This window comes from Brevundimonas sp. UBA2416 (genome assembly GCF_002343105.1).
Taxonomy (GTDB): Bacteria; Pseudomonadota; Alphaproteobacteria; order Caulobacterales; family Caulobacteraceae; genus Brevundimonas.
Genome location: NZ_DDRM01000012.1, coordinates 36,739 through 53,040, shown reverse-complemented (window position 1 = coordinate 53,040; position 16,302 = coordinate 36,739). Strand labels below are relative to the sequence as shown.

The following is a 16,302-nucleotide window of genomic DNA, read 5'->3' as shown; positions in this document are numbered from 1 at the left end:
ATCCAGCTGAGCTACGGGCGCGCTTGGCCGCGAACGGCGAGGGCGGGTATCTAGCGGAGGCCGGGGCGGGGGGCAAGGGCTGTGCGGCGGGTTTTCGGTGATCCTCTCCGGTCGTGCATGGAAGGCGTGGAGGGACGGGGGGTTTCGTTCGCGCGGACGGCGGGCCAAGGTGGCGGGCCTTCCCGCTTTCGCCTTCGAGTGAGTCCGCCATGATCGCCTTCCCGCCCCGGCCCCTGCGCGCCGTCACGGCCGCCGTCGTCGTCGCGGCGACGCTGGCGCTGGCGGGGTGCGCGGGCGGAATGCCCGGGGCCCCTTCGGCGTCCGGGCTTGAAGCCTCTCCTGCCCCCGCCGCGGTCCAGACTCCCCAGGCCCGCGGGCCCTTTGTGGCGGCGGCCAATCCGCTGGCGGTCGAGGCCGGGCTGAAGATCCTGCGCGAGGGCGGTTCAGCGGTCGATGCGGCGGTCGCCGTGCAGGCCGTGCTCGGTCTGGTCGAACCGCAGTCCTCGGGACTCGGCGGCGGGGCCTTCATGATGGCGTTCGACGCCCGCACGGGCGAGGTCACCAGCTATGACGGGCGCGAGACCGCGCCGACGGCGGCGACACCCGAACTCTTCCATGAAAACGGCCGGCCCCTGGGGTTCGGCGAAGCCGTGCTCAGCGGCCGGTCGACCGGCGCACCCGGGGCCGTCGCCATGCTGGCCCTGGCGCAGCAGGCCCACGGCCGGCTGCCGTGGAGCACCCTGTTTGGAGACGCCGAGCGGCTGGCGCGCGACGGCTTTGTGGTGAGTCCGCGGCTCGCCGGCTTCATCGCCGCGACGCGGGGGCAGGCGCGCACGCGCTGGGCCAACGCCTATTTCACGAAACCGGACGGTGAACGCTATGTCGCCGGCGACGTGCTGCGGAACCCCGACTACGCGCGGACGGTGGCCGAACTGGCTGCGGGCGGGGCCGAGGTCTTCTACCACGGCCGGATCGCGCGCGAGATCGCCGCCACGGTGGCTGAGGAGCCGCGGCCCGGCTCGCTGACGGCACAGGACATCGCCGCCTATGAGCCGATCGAGCGGGGCGCCCTGTGCCGGCCCTACCGGATCTATGTGATCTGCGTGCCGCCGCCGCCGTCCAGCGGCGTGGCTGTGCTGCAGCTCCTGGCCATGGCCGAGGCGACGCCGGACATCACCCTCGGTCCGGACAGCGCCGAGGCCTGGACCGCCTTCGCCCGGCTTCAGCGGCTGATGTACGCCGACCGCGACCGCTATGTGGCCGATCCGGGCTTCGTGGGCGTTCCGGTGCAAGGGCTGCTGGACCCGGGCTATACGGCCTCGCGCGCGGCCCTGGCGCAGGGCCTGACGGGGCCGGCCGAGGCGGGGACGCCGCCCGGGGGCGTGCTGGTCGGGCCCGACGCGACCAACGAGCCGGCGGGGACGTCGCATTTCGTCATCGTCGATGCCGAGGGCAACGCGGTCAGCATGACCACCACGATCGAGAGCGTGTTCGGCTCGGGCCGGATGGCGGCTGGTTTCTTCCTCAACAATGAGCTGACCGACTTCTCGTTTGCGCCGCTGCGGGCCGACGGCGCGCCCGCGGCCAATGCCGTGGCGGCGGGCAAGCGACCGCGATCGTCGATGTCACCCATTCTCATCCTCGACCGCGAGGGGCGGCTGGTCGGCGCCCTGGGATCGCCGGGCGGCCCGTCGATCCTGGCCTATAACGCCCGGGCCCTGATCGCGGTGCTGGACTGGGGCCTGCCGGTCCAGACGGCGTTCAACCTGCCCAACCTGGTCGCGCGGGGGACCTCTGTCGGCGCGGATACGGAGCGATTCTCCGACGCCTTGCGCGAGGGGCTGGCGGCGCGCGGCGTGACCCTGCGCCCCAACGACAGCGAAACCTCGGGCCTGCACGGCGGAATCTGGCGTCAGGGCCCGGACGGCTGGGCCTGGGACGGCGGCGCCGATGACCGCCGCGAGGGCGTGGCGAGGACAGGGGAGTAGGGATTAGGGATCAGGGAGGCGCGTCAGGGCCAAGCGAGGTCTGCGGCTCTAGCCACCTAATCCCTAATCCCTGATCCCTACTCGGGCTTGATGCTCAGCTGAAACGCGATCACGCCTTCGGACACATCCGTGTCTATGCCCTGGCCGGCGCGCAGGCCCTCGACGCCGATCTCGCGATAGACCAGGCCGATCGAGCTCTGCACAGGGCCCCGTCGCATGGCCACGCCAAGCGAGGCGTCGCCCATGAAGACGCCGGAGTCATGGCTGACACCCGAGCGGGCGAATTCGCCGTCGCGGTTGCGGGCCCAGTTGTAGCCGACCGCCCGGCCCGAACCGGCCGCATACAGATACCAGCGCGGCCGCTGGCCGAACGCCTCTTCGCCCTCGGGCACCAGCTGGTCCAGGTCGGGTCCGATGCGCAGGGTCGCCCCGGCCTCGGTGGTGCCGCCGCGCGACCCGACGCCGACGCCGACGTGGGGCGTCAGGGCGACATCGAGACCCGACGCCGTGCGGCCCAGGATCTCCGTCCAGCCCCGGGTGTAGGTCAGGTCATAGTGCTCGGCCTCATAGGCCGCGGGGTCGAGTGGTCCAGGCGGCAGGGGCGATCCGTCGATCCGGCGCACCGGACCTTCGGTGCGCAGCCGCAGCCGGTCGTCAAAGGCGCTGTTCTCGAACCAGACGTCCCGGTTCGAAGCGACCCAGGGCGAGGCTCGTTCGCGTGAGGGCGGGGCGTAGCCGCTCCAGCCTTCGTCGGGGCCGAAGGCTGGACGGCCCGCATCGGCGAAGCGCGCGTCGCGGTCGATGCGGGTCAGCAGGTCAGAAACGGTGGAGGGCGGTTCGCGGGTGACAACCCAGGGATTGGACAGGGCGACCTGGGTTTCGGGAGGGGAGACAGCGGCGAACGCCGGGGCCGCAGAGGCCACAGTCGCCAACACTCCGAACGCAAAAACCGTCATACGCATCAACGGTCCTCCCGATCCGTCAACAACCGTGACCCTGCACGATGCGGGGCGGCTCGCCAACAGACTTTTGCTCCGCCCGACCAACGTCAGGTGAAAAGCGAGGTTCCGGGGTCACAGCGTGGTTAACGTCCCCGGAGGCCCTACTGGCAGGCCAGACACTCGTCATAGTCGGTGCGGGCGGCGCTGAAGAGGTCCGGCTGGTTCGGGTCCACCTCGGCCTCGACCTTGTCCTCGGCGCCCGCAAAGGCGGCGCGCTGAACCGACTTGGAGCGCAGATAGTAGAGCGATTTCACGCCCTTCTCCCAGGCGGACCAGTGCAGCATGTGCAGGTCCCACTTGTTCACGTCGCCCGGGATGAACAGGTTGATCGACTGGGCCTGACAGATTTCGGGCGCGCGGTCGGCCGACAGTTCGACGACCCAGCGCTGGTCCAGTTCGAAGGCGGTCTTGAAGATCCCCTTCTCGTCTTCGCTCAGCTGCTCGAGATGCTGGACCGAACCCTCGTGCTCGAGGATGGAGCTCCACACCGCCTCGGTGTCGATGCCCTTCTCGCCCAGAATCCGCTCCAGATAGGGGTTCTTGACCGCGAACGAACCCGACAGGGTCTTGTGGGTGTAGATATTGGCCGGGATCGGCTCGATGCCGGCGCTGGTGCCGCCGCAGATGATCGAGATCGAGGCGGTCGGGGCGATGGCCATCTTGTGGGAGAAACGCTCCATGACGCCGCGCTCGGCGGCGTCCTCGCAGGCGCCCTTCTCTTCGGCGAGCACCCGGCTGGCCTTGTCGGCCTCGCGGCGCAGATGTTTGAACAGCCGCATGTTCCACGACTTGGCCATGGCGGATTCAAAGGCCACGCCCTGCTGCTGCAGGAAGGAGTGGAAGCCCATCAGGCCGAGGCCGACCGAGCGTTCGCGCTTGGCGGAGTAGACGGCCGCGGCCATGGCCGGCGGGGCGCGGCGGATGAAGTCCTCGAGCACATTGTCGAGGAAGCGCATGACGTCCTCGACGAATTTCGGCTCCTCGCGCCACTCCAGGAACATCTCGGCATTGACCGAGGACAGGCAGCAGACGGCGGTGCGGTCGACGCCGAGATGGTCGCGGCCGGTGTGCAGCATGATTTCGGCGCACAGGTTGGACTGTTTCACCGACAGGCCCAGGTCGCGCTGATGCTGCGGCATCTGGCGGTTCACCGTGTCGGAGAAGATCAGATAGGGTTCGCCGGTCTGCAGGCGGATCTCGAGGATCTTCTGCCACAGGGCCCGGGCGTCGACGGTTTTCACCACCGCCTGGTTCTTCGGCGACAGCAGGTCGAAGGTCTTTCCGTCGCGGACCGCCTCCATGAAGGCGTCCGAGATGTTGATGCCGTGGTGCAGGTTCAGGGATTTGCGGTTGAAGTCGCCCGACGGTTTGCGGATTTCGAGGAATTCCTCGATCTCCGGGTGGTGGACGTCCAGATAGACGGCGGCCGAGCCGCGGCGCAGCGAACCCTGGCTGATCGCCAGCGTCAGGCTGTCCATCACCCGGATGAAGGGGATGATGCCGGATGTCTGGCCCGCGCCCTTGACCTTCTCGCCGATCGACCGGACGCCGCCCCAGTAGGTGCCGATGCCGCCGCCGTTCGACGCCAGGGCGACATTCTCGTTCCAGACCGACTGGATGCCGTCGAGGCTGTCCGCCACCGCGTTGAGGAAGCAGGAGATCGGCAGGCCGCGATCCGCGCCGCCGTTCGACAGCACCGGCGTCGAGGGCATGAACCAGAGCTTCGACATGTAGTCATAGACGCGCTGTGCGTGCTCGTGGTCGTCGGCATAGGCCGTGGCGACGCGGGCGAACATGTCCTGATAGCTTTCGCCTGGCAGCAGATAGCGATCCTCCAGCGTCTTCTTGCCGAAGTCGGTCAGCAGGTCGTCGCGGGTCCGGTCGAGCTGGAGTGAGCGCACCACAGACAGATGGGGACGCGCAGCCAAATCGCTGTCGGCAACCGACGGAAATTCCACCGTCTTCAACGCTTCACTGCCTGCCATAATCCGCCCCGGGTGCTTGTCGATACGCCAGATGTTGTGTGGTCAACATCATTACAGCGCTAAATGTGGTTCATGATTGGTTACTGGCCAAGCCCTCAAATTTTGAGTGAGGGCAAACTTCCTTGATGACATTTTCGTATCAGCCCTCGGTGTGAGTGATTCGATCTAGCCACAAACCTGCCGGATTCAGCCACCGTGGGGATTGTCGCCCGGACCAGCTTCCTGTGTGCGATCCGACAGGATTGTGGAAATAAATTTGCGGTGGGAACGTCCCACAAGCGTGACCGTTTGCGACCGATGGCAACCTCCCGGATCCCGATCTTCCTGCGCCGGATGCTGCGCATCGCGCGGACCGAAATCGCGGCCGTGACGGCTCTGTTTGTCGTGGCCCTGGGGGTGATGACCTTCGTCGAGGTGGCTGACGACATGACCGAGGCCGACGGCCAGGCCTTTGACCAGGCCGTGCTGACCTGGATGCAGCCGGTCGCGGGCGAACCTCGCGGCCCATGGTGGCTCCAGGAGGCCGCGGCCGACCTGACGTCCCTGGGGGGCATATCGGTTCTGGGCCTGTTCGCCGTGATCGCCATCACCTTCCTGCTGATCCAGCGCAAACGGCTCTCGGCCCTGCTGCTGGTGCTGGGTCTCGCGGGCGGCGTGGCGCTGAGCGAGGGGCTGAAGGCACTGTTCGAGCGGGAGCGGCCGCCGGCGGCCTTCCAGGCGGTCGAGACCCTGAACGCCAGCTTCCCCTCGGGCCACGCCCTGCTGTCGACCGTCTTCTATCTGACGCTGGGCGTGATGCTGACCCGGGCCTTCCCGCGCGCGCATCTGAAGGCCTTTGTGCTGGGGGCCGCCATGACCGTGGCGCTCCTCATCGGGCTGACGCGAGTCTATCTGGGGGCCCATTGGGCTTCAGACGTTTTCGCCGGCTGGTGCGCCGGCGCGGCCTGGGCCATGGCCCTGTGGCTGGCCGCCTATGCGATCGGGCGACGTCAGGCCGTCAGGGCGTCCGGCCTGCACGACGACGTCTTGCCCCCGGAGCCCGGGACGGATACACCCCCCGCCGTCATCGGGGAGTAGCCGCCCGCACCGATCAGCGGGGTTCGCGTCAACACACTTCCTCTCGCCCGGAGAGGATGGCGCGGAAAGATCCTTGGGGCCCTATGCCGCGCACGCGGTGCGCGGCGATTTGAGGGCGATGTCCTCAGGCAGCGAGCGCCCGCGGCGCGAGCGATAGGACCCCAGGCGTCACGGCAAGACCGCTGGCTTCGCAGGGTGCTTCCACGCGGGGGCCGGCTGCGGATGCCAATGGTCTGTCCGCCGAACCCCCGCGAACGATGAAGCCCTGGACGCCTTCCTGATCTCGACCGGCCTCGTCTCCATTGCGGAGATCGGCGACAAGACCATGCTGCTGGCCATCATGCTGGCGGCGGCGTGGCGGCGACCGCTGCCGATCCTGCTCGGCATTTTCGTGGCGACCCTGGCCAACCACGCCTTTGCGGCGTTGGCCGGGTCGGTGCTGGCGCGGTTCATGGACGGTGACTGGGTGCGCTGGGTCGTCGGCCTCGCCTTCCTCGGTTTCGCACTCTGGGCGCTGATCCCCGACCGGTTTGACGAGACGCCCGACAAGACGGAGAAGACCTTCGCCGGCGTATTCTGGACCACGACGGCCGCCTTCTTCGTCATCGAGATGGGCGACAAGACCCAGGTCGCGACGGCCATGCTGGCGGCCCAGTTCCAGAACCTGCCGCTGGTCGTGGCCGGCTCGACCCTCGGCATGATGCTGGTGAACGGTCCCGCCGTCCTGCTCGGCGAGAAGGCGGCGCAGCGACTGCCCCTCGCCTGGATCCGTCTGGCGGCCGCGGCGGGTTTCGCGGCGACCGGGGTTTGGGTCCTGCTCGCGGGCTGATAGAAGCGAGGTCTTCCCGGAAAGCCTTGAATCCTATGCGTACCTTCCTTCGCGTCATCGGCGCGGTCCTGCTGCTGGTCCTCCTCGCCCTGATGCTGGCGCCTGGCGGGACGATCGAGTCTGAAAAGCTGATCTGGGACAAGGCGGCGCATTTCATCGCCTTCGGCCTGATCCTCTGGAGCCTCGGCGTGCTGTTCCGGCGCCTGCCGCGGACATGGGCGGCGCTGCTGGCCATCGCTCTCGGGGCCGCTGTTGAGGTGATTCAGGGCTACGTTGGCCGGGATCCCAGCTGGGGCGATCTTCTCGCCGACGCGCTCGGCGTCGCGACGGCGCTGCTGATCTGGGGGGTCTGGCGCAGGTTCCGGCCGCGCGAAGCCTTTCAGGCCCGAAACGTCTGACTCGCGAAACAGACGTTTGGTCGTCCGATTTGTTTACGCCTTCACTGTAACGCTCCCCAAATCGGGTATGGGCCGGAGGAAACCGGTTGCGGGGTCATTGGCGTCTTTTCAGGCATGAAGCAGGCCGGGTCGCCGGCCCGCCGGCCTGGGTCTATGTGCTGCTGTTCGCCGCTTCGCAGCTGATCGGCCACTGGAGTGTGGCGACTTTCGACGCGATTGCTGTCTGGCTGTCGAACGGCATTCTGGCCGCGGCCCTGCTGCAACTGCATCGCCGGCCCGCCGTGGCCGTGATGACCGCCTGTCTCACCATCAACCTGTTCAGCAATGTCATCCGCGGCGACGTGGGCATGCTCCTCTGGCTGAACGCGCTCTTGAACATGGGCGAGGCCTTCCTGTGCGCCTTCCTGGCCCGACGGGTCTGCGGCGCCGCGCTCGACATGCGCCGCCCGAAGCGCCTGCTGACCTTCGCCGCCTACTCCGCCGTGCCTGCGGTGGCTGTAACCGCCGCCATCGGCTTCGGTCTGGTGTTGGCGCTCACCGGAGCCGGACTCAACACCGCCGCCGTGTTCGGCATCTATTCCTTCTTCATCATTGAACTGCTGGGCCTCCTGCTGGTCACGCCGGTGCTGTTGCTCGTGGCGCGAGCCCATCGCTTCAAGGGCATGACGCGCGCGGGGACGCCGGAAGCGGTCGGTCTGTTCGCGCTGATGCTGGTCGTGACGACGGTCGTCTTCTGGCAGAAAGACCTCTCTGTCGCCTATCTGACCTTCCCGCCGATGCTGCTGATCTGCCTGCGGTTGTCGCCGACAAAGACCGCGGCGGCGCTGATTTTGCTGGCCGGTATCACCGGGGCGGCGACCCTGACCGGGCACGGTCCCGTGCATCTGACCCGGCTGGCCGAGGTTCCTGGTCTGGAAGGGGTTTCGCCCATGCTGCGCCGGCTGGGCATCTACAATCTCTATCTGCTGGCCATGGTCGCCACCGTCCTGCCGATCTCGACGGTGATGACCGAACGTCGCCGGCTGGAGACCCGCCTTCGCGCGCGCACCCTTGCGGCCCAGGAGGCCCGGCGGAAGGCCGAAGACGCGGCGGCGGCCCGGTCCCGCTTCCTGGCCATGATGAGCCACGAGATGCGGACGCCCCTGAACGGCGTCGCCGGCTTCGCCGATGTTCTGGCCAGCCGCCCCGGCCTGGACGCCGATGCCGTGCGTCAGGCGCGCCTGATCCGGGAGTCCAGCGACGGTCTCCTGATGCTGGTCGAGGACATTCTGGACTTCGCCCGCGGCGACGATGCGCTGACGACCGAGGCCCTCGATCTGGTGGCGGTGGCGCGCGAGACCGCAACCGCCAGCCTCGCCGCCGCCCAGGCGCGGGGCCTGAAACTGCGGATCGACGACCGCCTGCCGGTCCAGGCCCGCTTCATCGCCGACAGGCGCGTCCTTCGGCAGGCCCTGCATCCCCTCATCGCCAATGCGGTCAAATTCACGGAACAGGGCGAGGTCGTGGTCCGGCTGGACCGCGCCGGCGACGGCGTCTGCATCCGGGTCTCGGACACCGGCTGCGGCATCGAGCCGTCATTCCTGCCCGAGCTGTTCGAGGCCTTCGCCCAGGGCGACGCCTCGATCCGCCGCAATCATTCGGGCGCGGGCCTCGGCCTGGCCCTGGCGGCCCGACAGGTTCGCCGGATGGGCGGCCAGATCGACGTCGACAGCCGCGTGGGGGAGGGCTCGACCTTCATTCTGAAGCTGCCGTTCGACCGCGCCGCCGACGTCGTCGAGGATGTCCGGCTGGTGGAGGAGGTCGCGGCCCCGGCGGCGGCGCCGGCCGAGGAGTCCGGCCGGGCTCCCTGCGTGCTGGTCGTCGACGATCACCCGGTCAACCGCGAGGTCGCCCGCATCATGCTGGAGGCCTTCGGCTGCGAGGTGGTCGAGGTTTGCGACGGCCAACAGGCCCTCGACGCGGTGGCCGAACAGCCGTTCGATCTCGTGCTGATGGATGTGCGTATGCCGAACATGGACGGGCTGGAGGCCACGCGTCGTATCCGGTCCATCCCCGGCACGGGCGAGCCACTGTCCATCGTGGCCATGACCGCCGACGCCATGCCCGAGGACGTCGCCCGCTGCCTCGCCGCCGGCATGAACGCCCATATGGCCAAGCCCATCAACCAGGCTGGCCTGCTGTCGATGGTGAACCGGGCCCTGTCCGGCGACCTCCCGGCCGCCCGCGTGACGCTCGAGGCTGAGGCGGCCTGATCTCTTTCATCCGCTCATCCCCGCGACAGCGGGGACCCAGTGCTTTGGGCGATCCAGCGGTTGGCCTGACCTCAGTTCCCCGGTCCCGTAAAACCGGCGTCAAGCTGGACAGAACTGGGTCCCCGCTGTCGCGGGGATGAGCGGAATTGGCCTGACCTAACTCCCGTATCGACCCACCAGTGGAAACCGCCCCGCCCAGAAGGCCGTCAGCTCGGGCAGGGCGTCGACTCGCCGCATGGCCTCGCCCATGCGCGGCGCAACCTCATGGAACCGCTTGCGATACGGCGTCCAGCGGCTGGCGACAGAGACATAGAGGTCCAGAACCGTCAGTTCTGCGCCAAGAAGGAAACGCCCCGGCTCGATCTGGCTTTCCATCGCCGCCCAGCAGTCGGCGATGCGTTCCGCGGTGCGGACCTTGACCGTCTCCTGGGCGGCGGGATCGTCGCCCGCCAGCCGCGACGGCTCGTCCCGCACCCAGAACATCGAATAGACGGCCGCCGGGACAAAGGTCATCCAGCGCAGGAACTGCGCCCGCCGTGGATCGCAGGCCTCCGGCGCCAGCGCTGCCTCGGGATGCTGTTCGGCCAGCCAGATCAGGATGGCGGCGCTCTCGGTGATGGTCTCGCCTTCGGGGGTGATCAGGGCCGGGATCTGCCGCATCGGATTGACCGGGGCGACCTTGTCGCGCTCGGAGTCGCCCTCCCAGGTGACGGCCTCGACCACAGTGTACGGCGCGCCGATCAGGGTCAGGGCCGCCTCGACCGGGACCGAGCCCGACCCCATGGCGCCATAGACGGTGTAGGTCATGGATGCCTCCTCCTGCGCCGGTCAGGCTACCGCCTCGCCCGTCCATCCGCGCCCAGGACCTGTCGGCGCCGGCATAGGGAGGGCTTGGGCTTGTCCCCAGCCGCATCCCCAGAGACCTGCCCGTAACCTACCACATCTAGCGGTCGCGCAAAAAGTGATCGCAATATAGCCGCATTTCGGCTTGGCGCCGGGGCCGTCCGCCCGCATGGTGAATCCTCAATCCCGGATTCGCTTCAGAGCCCCGTACCCGATGAACGCGCACGTTTCGATCAAGCCCACCACGCCCGGCCTTCTGACCCCGTCGGCGGCCTACAAGCCGTTCCGCTACCCCTGGGCGTTCGACATGTGGAAGAAGCAGCAGCAGGTCCACTGGATGCCCGAAGAGGTGCCGCTGGGCGAGGACATGAAGGACTGGGCGGTCAATCTGACGCCGTCAGAGCGGAACCTGCTGACCCAGATTTTCCGCTTCTTCACCCAGGCCGACATCGAGGTCCAGGACAACTACATGGAAAAATACGGTCGGGTGTTCAAACCGACCGAGGTCAAGATGATGCTGGCGTCCTTCGCCAACATGGAGACCATCCACATCGCGGCCTATGCCCTGCTGCTCGAGACCATCGGCATGCCCGAGAGCGAGTTCGGCGCCTTCATGGAATACGAGGCCATGCGCGACAAGCATGACTTCATGGGCAAGTTCGGGGTCGAGACCAACGCCGACGTCGCCCGGACGCTGGCCATGTTCGGCGGCTTCTCCGAGGGCCTTCAGCTGTTCGCCAGCTTCGCGATGCTGATGAATTTCCCCCGTCAGAACAAGATGAAGGGCATGGGCCAGATCGTCAGCTGGTCGGTCCGTGACGAGAGCCTGCACTGCGAAGGCATCATCAAGCTCTATCACGCCTTCAACAAGGAGACGGGGGCGGTCACGCCCCAGGTCGCCGCCGACATCGTCGACTGCTGCAAGACCGTGGTCGAGATGGAGGACCGCTTCATCGACCTGGCTTTCGAGATGGGCCCGGTGAACGGCATGACGCCCGAGGACATCAAACAATACATCCGCTTCATCGCCGACTGGCGTCTGCGCCAGCTGCATCTGCCCGAGGTCTACGGCGTCAAGGAAAACCCGCTGCCCTGGCTGCAGTCCCTGCTGTCGGGCGTCGAACACGCCAACTTCTTCGAGGCACGCGCCACCGAATACTCCAAGGCCGCCACCACCGGCTCCTGGCACGGGGCCGAGGGCGTCTGGGGCAGTTTCGACGCCATGATGAAGAAGCGGGCCGAGGGCGCGGAGGCCTGAGGCAGCCTCACCTCACGCACTGCGATCTTGCCGTCAGCCCGCTACTGGTCCGCAGCTGCGTGCGGGCTCGGCAACGGGAGTGTGGGACAGTCAAACTCGGCGCAATAGAGCTGTCTCAGACGCTGGCTCGAACTTATGCCCATCCTGTCCCAGGCGTCGCCGGCTGAAGCGCTGAGATCGTCCGGCGGCGGCGGCGGATCCTCTCCGGTCGCCGAGGCTTCGGCGATCTGTTCGGGAGTAAACAGGCGGGCGGTCCACAGAGCCCCCGCCTCGATCTCCTGCTCGAGGAACTCGGCCTTCACCGCGAGAACGATCGCCCGAACCCTGGCTTCGCGGTCCACATCAACGTCGAGGTCCATGGTCGCAAAGGACTCGGGGCCCCGCATATCCCAGGCTGCCCTTTCCTCCACGACGGCGCGGGCGGCGGCGAGATGCTCGGGCGTCGGCTCGGGCCCCGTCCACGGCGGAGCCCACTCCAGCGCCGGCATACGGAAACGGACCGCGAACCGGACCTGGGACGGGACGGTCTCACCATCAACCCGGGCGGGATTCGCTCTGAACAGCGAGGCCACTGACAGTCCGGCCCGATCAAAGCCAAGTCCCGCCGGCCTGGCCTCCACGGCGCGGCAAAGCGACAGGGTGCTGTCGGCGGCGATTCCGCATTGCAGGATCACGTCGCCATCCAATTCGGCCATATAGGCGAATACTGGATAGGCTTCCGCCATCGCCTCCCCGTCCGGCATCGCCGCCCAACTGGGGTTGGCGAGCTCCTGGGCAAACGCCGACGGCGCGATCAGCCCGCCAGCAAGCGCCACAGCCGGTACATACCTGGCCCACATAGCTTTCCACTCTCCCGACACGATCCTCACGTCCCCGGCTGGATATACGGAATCCGCCCGAAGAACCGCCGCTCATCCCCGCGCGGATCGTTCTCCATCCGGGGCGGCAGGTCCATGACCATGGTCTCCCGCCGCTCCAGCGAATAGGGCGTCCAGCGCGGCAGGCCGACGTGGTTCGGATCGCCGGTCCGGGCGAAGGCCAGCAGCGTGTCGCTCATCCGGTCGGACATGGCCTGCGCCTCCGGCCCGACCGCCCCCGACCCCTCGGCGGCGACATTGTCCAGCATCAGGGGAATGTCCGAGGTGTGGTAGGCGCCGGTCCGGCCGTTGGGCAGTCGGCTGGCCCAGTCCAGCTGAAAGACATAGGCGGGCGAGCCTTGCGCAGCCCGCATCTCGGCCTCGATCACGGCGGCGCGCCAACTGCGGGCCGCGGTGGTGGCGCGGATCAGGACCTGGTCGGGGCTCATCGCCGGGTGATTGGCGCGATACCAGGCCACCACCTCCTCCGGCGCCACGTCGATCCGCATCTGCGACGGCGTCAGCCGCGCGGGCAGGCTCTCCCAGGTCAGCCCCGCATTGGCCGGGTCGCCGCCGAGAAAGGCCAGGGTCTCTTCCCGGGTATTGCCGATCATCATCGGGACACGGGCGGACTGCGCCGGTGCGTCGGGCCAGAAAGGGTGCCGCGTCAGGCTGCGTCCATCCAGCACCGGTCCGAAATACAGCGAGCCGCCGAGGATGGGGTCGGTCGCCCCCGCCGCCTCGATCAGCCGTTCGACCGGCATCGTGCGGACCTCGTCGATCCGGTCCGGCGTCAGGCCCAGCGCCTCCAGCCAGACCTCGGCCCGGCGGGTGGCGTTCAGCGGCCCCGACGCCGTGACCTGCTGGCCGCTCATGGTCACGGCCCGGTGGAACAGGCCCGCCGCCGCGGGCATGGCCATCAGGGTCGCGATCTTGGCCCCGCCGCCCGACTGGCCGACCACGGTGACGCAGCCGGGATCGCCGCCGAAGGCCGCGATATTGTCCCGCACCCACTGCAGCGCCAGCACCAGATCCAGCTGCCCCAGATTGCCCGAGTCCTCGAACCCCGGCGCCAGCCGCGCCAGCGAGGCATATCCCAACGGCCCCAGACGGTGGTTGACGGTCACCACGACCAAATCGCCCCGCGCCGCCAGCCGGGCGCCGTTGGTCAGGGGGCTGGAGCCTGATCCCGTCGCATAGGCGCCGCCGTGGATATAGACGATCACCGGCCGCCGCCCGGCGTCCAGCTTCGGCGTCCAGACATTGAGACGCAGGCAGTCCTCGGACTGGTTCGGCTCGTTACCGCGCTGGGGCGACGCGGGGCCGAAATCCCTGCCCAAATGCGGCTCGCTCCACGGGGCCGGCGGGACTGGCGGCTGGAACCGCCGCGGGCCTGTGTCCGCGCCGTAGGGCACGCCCTTGAACGCCAGCACCCCGCCCTCGGCGCGCGCGCTGACAAGGCCATGACGGGTCGTGGCGAAGACGCTGATCGACCGAGCCCTTGCCGGAACTGCCGGGGCGATCAGCGCCGCCCCCGCCGCCAGCCCCAGCCCCCGTCGGGTCAGATGCCCGCGTACCACTCGTACCCCCGGTCTTCCCAGTAGCCGCCCTTGCCGCCGCCGATGTGGGCGAAGCTTTCGACCACCTCGATCCGCTTGATGTATTTGGCGTGCTTGTAGCCCAGCTGCCGCTCGACCCTCAGCCGCAGCGGCGCGCCATGGGGGACCGGCAGGGTCTCGCCGTTCATCGCCCAGGCCAGGATCGTCTGCGGATGACGCGCATCGATCAGGTCGATGCTCTCATAGTAGCGCTCCCCGTCTTCGGTCTGGGTCAGGGCGTCGAAACAGTGGAAGACGATGTAGCGCGCCTCCGGCTTCAGCCCCGCCTCGTCGAGCAGGGTCTCAAGCCGCACCCCGGTCCATTCGCCGATCGAGGTCCAGCCCTCGACGCAGTCGTGTTTGGTGATCTGGCTCTGCGCCGGGCGCGTGCGCAGCTCCGCCAGACCCAGCGACAGGGGCCGTTCGACCAGACCGTCGATGACCAGCCGATAGTCGGCGAAGTCATTGTCCCTGAGCGCCTTGTAGTCGGCGGCGGCGGGGCTGATGGAGCCGTTGGCCCTGAAGTCGGGCGAGATATCCGCGCGGCTGTAGGTCGGCGCCAGGGCGTCGCGGGGGATCAGCAGGCGTTGCGTCCGCCGCGTCAGGCCCTCGCCCATCCGCCGCGCCTGTTCGGCCAGGCTGGTCCCGGCCTGACCGCAGGCGGCGAGCATGGCGGTCGCAGCGGTTGCAAAGGCTCCGGTCAGCCAGCGGCGACGGTTCATGACGCATCTCCCGCATCGGCCGGCGGCCTAGGCCGGAGCTTCGGCCCCGCCGTCGACCCCGGCGGCTCGATGACGAACCAGCCGGTAATCATCGACCGCATGTTGTTGAACAGGCCGGTCCAGATCACCAGACCGACGTGGATGACGATGAAGCCGACGATCAGCGCCGCCGAGATGAAATGCAGCGTCCGCGCCGACTGCCGCCCGCCCATCAGATCCAGCAGTATCCCGCCGATGGCGTTGAAGCCGGGCGACATCGACAGGCCGGTGATCAGCATCATCGGCAGGATGATCAGGATCATGGCCAGATAGGTCAGCTTCTGGATGACGTTGTAGGTCCGGGCGTGATCGTCGGTCGGGAAGTGGAAGCGCGCGTGCTCCGCCACCGAGGGCCCGATGCCCTTGAGGTCCGCGCCGGTCGGCCACAGCCGGCGGCCGAAACGGCGGGTGATCAGCCCCATCAGCAGATAGAGCAGGCCGTTCAGGACGAAGATCCAGGCGAACAGGAAATGGTAGTTCCGCGCCTCCGCCAGATTGCGCCCCTGGGGGATCAGCAGCCAGTTCGGGATCGGGGGAATGCTGACCCAGGGGTCGGCGAAGGTCGAGCGGATGCCCCAGTAGAGGTGCGGGTGCGCCAGCAGGATGTTGAGCCCGCTCATGATCAGGACGACGACGGCGACGACGTTCAGCCAGTGCGCCACCCGGACCCAGGCGGGATGCCGCCAGGTATCGGTGCGGCCCCCTGACAACGGACGGTCCGCGCGGCGCTTCGGTGGTTCGCTCTCGGGCTCGCCGGCGATGTCGGTCATGGTCACCCCCCGGGGCCGGAGCCACTCGACCGGACGGTCTCACGACCGTGGGCGGGGCGCAACGGCGCGTACCGAACTACGACCCGGCTGGCTTCGGGGTTTCAGACCGGCGCGTCAGTATCCCGGCGAACGGCTCACGCAGGACCGGGGCGAGCGTTGGCAGGCGGCGACCTCGGCGGCCCAGGCTGCGCGTTCGCGCTCGTAGCGGAGGCGGGCGGCCTCGGCAGCCGCGGCGTCGGCTTCCCATTGGGCGCGCTGGGTTTCCAGCCGGGCGGTTTCGGCGCGCCAGCGGGCGTCCTCGGCCTGCCACGCCGCCGTCCCCTCGATCTCGCGGCGTTCGGCGGCCGCGTTGCGGGCGGCGATGGCGGCGTTCAGACGGATCGTCTCGGCGACCTCGGCCGGGTCCTGCTCCACCTCGGGCGCGGCGCTGTAGCTTTCGCCACGCAGCCGCAGCCATTCCTGGGAACCCGGAGCCGGGTTGGAGACCGGCGCCTGGGCGGGGGTCTGCTGAGGCGTCGTCCTCTGGGTCGGCGCCTGGGGCGGGGTCGTCTGGGCGATGACCGGGCCGGCGGCCAGCAGCAGGGCGGTCGCGGCAGCGAGGGTGAAACGGGTCATGCAGGGCCTCCTGAACAGAAAAGCATATGGTGACGCTGAGCGCCTTGGTCCGGTTCCGCCAGCGATAACG

Annotated in this window: 14 protein-coding genes and 1 riboswitch; of the genes, 6 read left to right on the top strand and 8 right to left on the bottom strand. The window is 68.5% G+C overall.

Annotated elements, in window-relative coordinates; translation table 11 throughout:
* The first annotated feature begins 209 nt into the window (after positions 1 to 209).
* Positions 210 to 1,988, top strand: a complete 1,779-nt coding sequence (locus tag B3E43_RS03540) for a gamma-glutamyltransferase family protein (RefSeq protein ID WP_292026654.1) — start codon at positions 210 to 212, stop codon at positions 1,986 to 1,988.
* A 77-nt stretch (positions 1,989 to 2,065) separates the two neighbouring features.
* Here the strand turns inward: B3E43_RS03540 and B3E43_RS03535 are convergent, their stop codons facing one another.
* A complete protein-coding gene (locus B3E43_RS03535; protein WP_292026652.1) occupies positions 2,066 to 2,950 on the bottom strand; it encodes a lipid A-modifier LpxR family protein in 885 nt (294 codons plus the stop codon).
* Between the two features lie 140 nt (positions 2,951 to 3,090).
* Positions 3,091 to 4,974 (bottom strand): ribonucleoside-diphosphate reductase subunit alpha, encoded by a 1,884-nt coding sequence (locus tag B3E43_RS03530; RefSeq protein WP_292026650.1) that lies wholly within the window; start codon positions 4,972 to 4,974, stop codon positions 3,091 to 3,093.
* Between the two features lie 297 nt (positions 4,975 to 5,271).
* Between B3E43_RS03530 and B3E43_RS03525 the strand changes: the two genes are divergently transcribed.
* The 4 genes from B3E43_RS03525 (at position 5,272) to B3E43_RS03510 (ending at position 9,530) form a co-directional block, all read left to right on the top strand.
* Positions 5,272 to 6,051, top strand: a complete 780-nt coding sequence (locus tag B3E43_RS03525) for a phosphatase PAP2 family protein (RefSeq protein ID WP_292026648.1) — start codon at positions 5,272 to 5,274, stop codon at positions 6,049 to 6,051.
* A riboswitch (yybP-ykoY riboswitch) is annotated at positions 6,031 to 6,162 on the top strand. Its footprint overlaps the gene before it by 21 nt.
* A gap of 154 nt (positions 6,163 to 6,316) precedes the next feature.
* Positions 6,317 to 6,880 (top strand): TMEM165/GDT1 family protein, encoded by a 564-nt coding sequence (locus B3E43_RS03520; RefSeq protein ID WP_292026656.1) that lies wholly within the window; start codon positions 6,317 to 6,319, stop codon positions 6,878 to 6,880.
* A 35-nt stretch (positions 6,881 to 6,915) separates the two neighbouring features.
* Entirely contained in the window at positions 6,916 to 7,278 is a 363-nt protein-coding gene (locus B3E43_RS03515; protein ID WP_292026647.1) for a VanZ family protein, read from the top strand.
* A 155-nt stretch (positions 7,279 to 7,433) separates the two neighbouring features.
* Complete coding sequence (locus tag B3E43_RS03510) at positions 7,434 to 9,530, top strand: hybrid sensor histidine kinase/response regulator (protein WP_292026645.1); 2,097 nt, start codon at positions 7,434 to 7,436, stop codon at positions 9,528 to 9,530.
* Positions 9,531 to 9,686: 156 nt separating this feature from the next.
* On the opposite strand, the gene B3E43_RS03505 is transcribed toward B3E43_RS03510, so the two are convergent.
* Positions 9,687 to 10,337 (bottom strand): glutathione S-transferase family protein, encoded by a 651-nt coding sequence (locus B3E43_RS03505; protein ID WP_292026643.1) that lies wholly within the window; start codon positions 10,335 to 10,337, stop codon positions 9,687 to 9,689.
* Between the two features lie 250 nt (positions 10,338 to 10,587).
* On the opposite strand from B3E43_RS03505, the gene B3E43_RS03500 reads away from it, so the two are divergent.
* A complete protein-coding gene (locus tag B3E43_RS03500; RefSeq protein ID WP_292026642.1) occupies positions 10,588 to 11,631 on the top strand; it encodes a ribonucleotide-diphosphate reductase subunit beta in 1,044 nt (347 codons plus the stop codon).
* A 41-nt stretch (positions 11,632 to 11,672) separates the two neighbouring features.
* On the opposite strand, the gene B3E43_RS03495 is transcribed toward B3E43_RS03500, so the two are convergent.
* From B3E43_RS03495 to B3E43_RS03475, 5 genes are all read right to left on the bottom strand, one after another.
* Positions 11,673 to 12,470 (bottom strand): hypothetical protein, encoded by a 798-nt coding sequence (locus B3E43_RS03495; RefSeq protein ID WP_292026639.1) that lies wholly within the window; start codon positions 12,468 to 12,470, stop codon positions 11,673 to 11,675.
* A 26-nt stretch (positions 12,471 to 12,496) separates the two neighbouring features.
* Positions 12,497 to 14,068 (bottom strand): carboxylesterase/lipase family protein, encoded by a 1,572-nt coding sequence (locus tag B3E43_RS03490; protein ID WP_292026637.1) that lies wholly within the window; start codon positions 14,066 to 14,068, stop codon positions 12,497 to 12,499.
* Positions 14,050 to 14,808 (bottom strand): molybdopterin-binding protein, encoded by a 759-nt coding sequence (locus tag B3E43_RS03485; RefSeq protein ID WP_292026635.1) that lies wholly within the window; start codon positions 14,806 to 14,808, stop codon positions 14,050 to 14,052. Before B3E43_RS03485 ends, B3E43_RS03490 begins: the two co-directional genes overlap by 19 nt.
* A complete protein-coding gene (locus tag B3E43_RS03480) occupies positions 14,805 to 15,617 on the bottom strand; it encodes a cytochrome b/b6 domain-containing protein (protein WP_292026634.1) in 813 nt (270 codons plus the stop codon). The genes B3E43_RS03485 and B3E43_RS03480 overlap by 4 nt, the downstream gene beginning before the upstream one ends.
* A 114-nt stretch (positions 15,618 to 15,731) precedes the next feature.
* Positions 15,732 to 16,232: a hypothetical protein gene (locus B3E43_RS03475; RefSeq protein ID WP_292026632.1), complete on the bottom strand. Its 501-nt coding sequence runs from the start codon at positions 16,230 to 16,232 to the stop codon at positions 15,732 to 15,734.
* Positions 16,233 to 16,302: the final 70 nt, after the last annotated feature.

What these genes read in the sequence shown, in the direction of transcription:
- B3E43_RS03540 (WP_292026654.1), top strand. Translation starts at nt 210, where the DNA reads ATGATCGCCTTCCCGCCCCGGCCCCTGCGCGCCGTCACGGCCGCCGTC.
- B3E43_RS03505 (WP_292026643.1), bottom strand. Translation starts at nt 10,337, where the DNA reads ATGACCTACACCGTCTATGGCGCCATGGGGTCGGGCTCGGTCCCGGTC.
- B3E43_RS03485 (WP_292026635.1), bottom strand. Translation starts at nt 14,808, where the DNA reads ATGAACCGTCGCCGCTGGCTGACCGGAGCCTTTGCAACCGCTGCGACC.
- B3E43_RS03525 (WP_292026648.1), top strand. Translation starts at nt 5,272, where the DNA reads ATGGCAACCTCCCGGATCCCGATCTTCCTGCGCCGGATGCTGCGCATC.
- B3E43_RS03535 (WP_292026652.1), bottom strand. Translation starts at nt 2,950, where the DNA reads ATGCGTATGACGGTTTTTGCGTTCGGAGTGTTGGCGACTGTGGCCTCT.
- B3E43_RS03530 (WP_292026650.1), bottom strand. Translation starts at nt 4,974, where the DNA reads ATGGCAGGCAGTGAAGCGTTGAAGACGGTGGAATTTCCGTCGGTTGCC.
- B3E43_RS03480 (WP_292026634.1), bottom strand. Translation starts at nt 15,617, where the DNA reads ATGACCGACATCGCCGGCGAGCCCGAGAGCGAACCACCGAAGCGCCGC.
- B3E43_RS03515 (WP_292026647.1), top strand. Translation starts at nt 6,916, where the DNA reads ATGCGTACCTTCCTTCGCGTCATCGGCGCGGTCCTGCTGCTGGTCCTC.
- B3E43_RS03495 (WP_292026639.1), bottom strand. Translation starts at nt 12,470, where the DNA reads ATGTGGGCCAGGTATGTACCGGCTGTGGCGCTTGCTGGCGGGCTGATC.
- B3E43_RS03500 (WP_292026642.1), top strand. Translation starts at nt 10,588, where the DNA reads ATGAACGCGCACGTTTCGATCAAGCCCACCACGCCCGGCCTTCTGACC.
- B3E43_RS03475 (WP_292026632.1), bottom strand. Translation starts at nt 16,232, where the DNA reads ATGACCCGTTTCACCCTCGCTGCCGCGACCGCCCTGCTGCTGGCCGCC.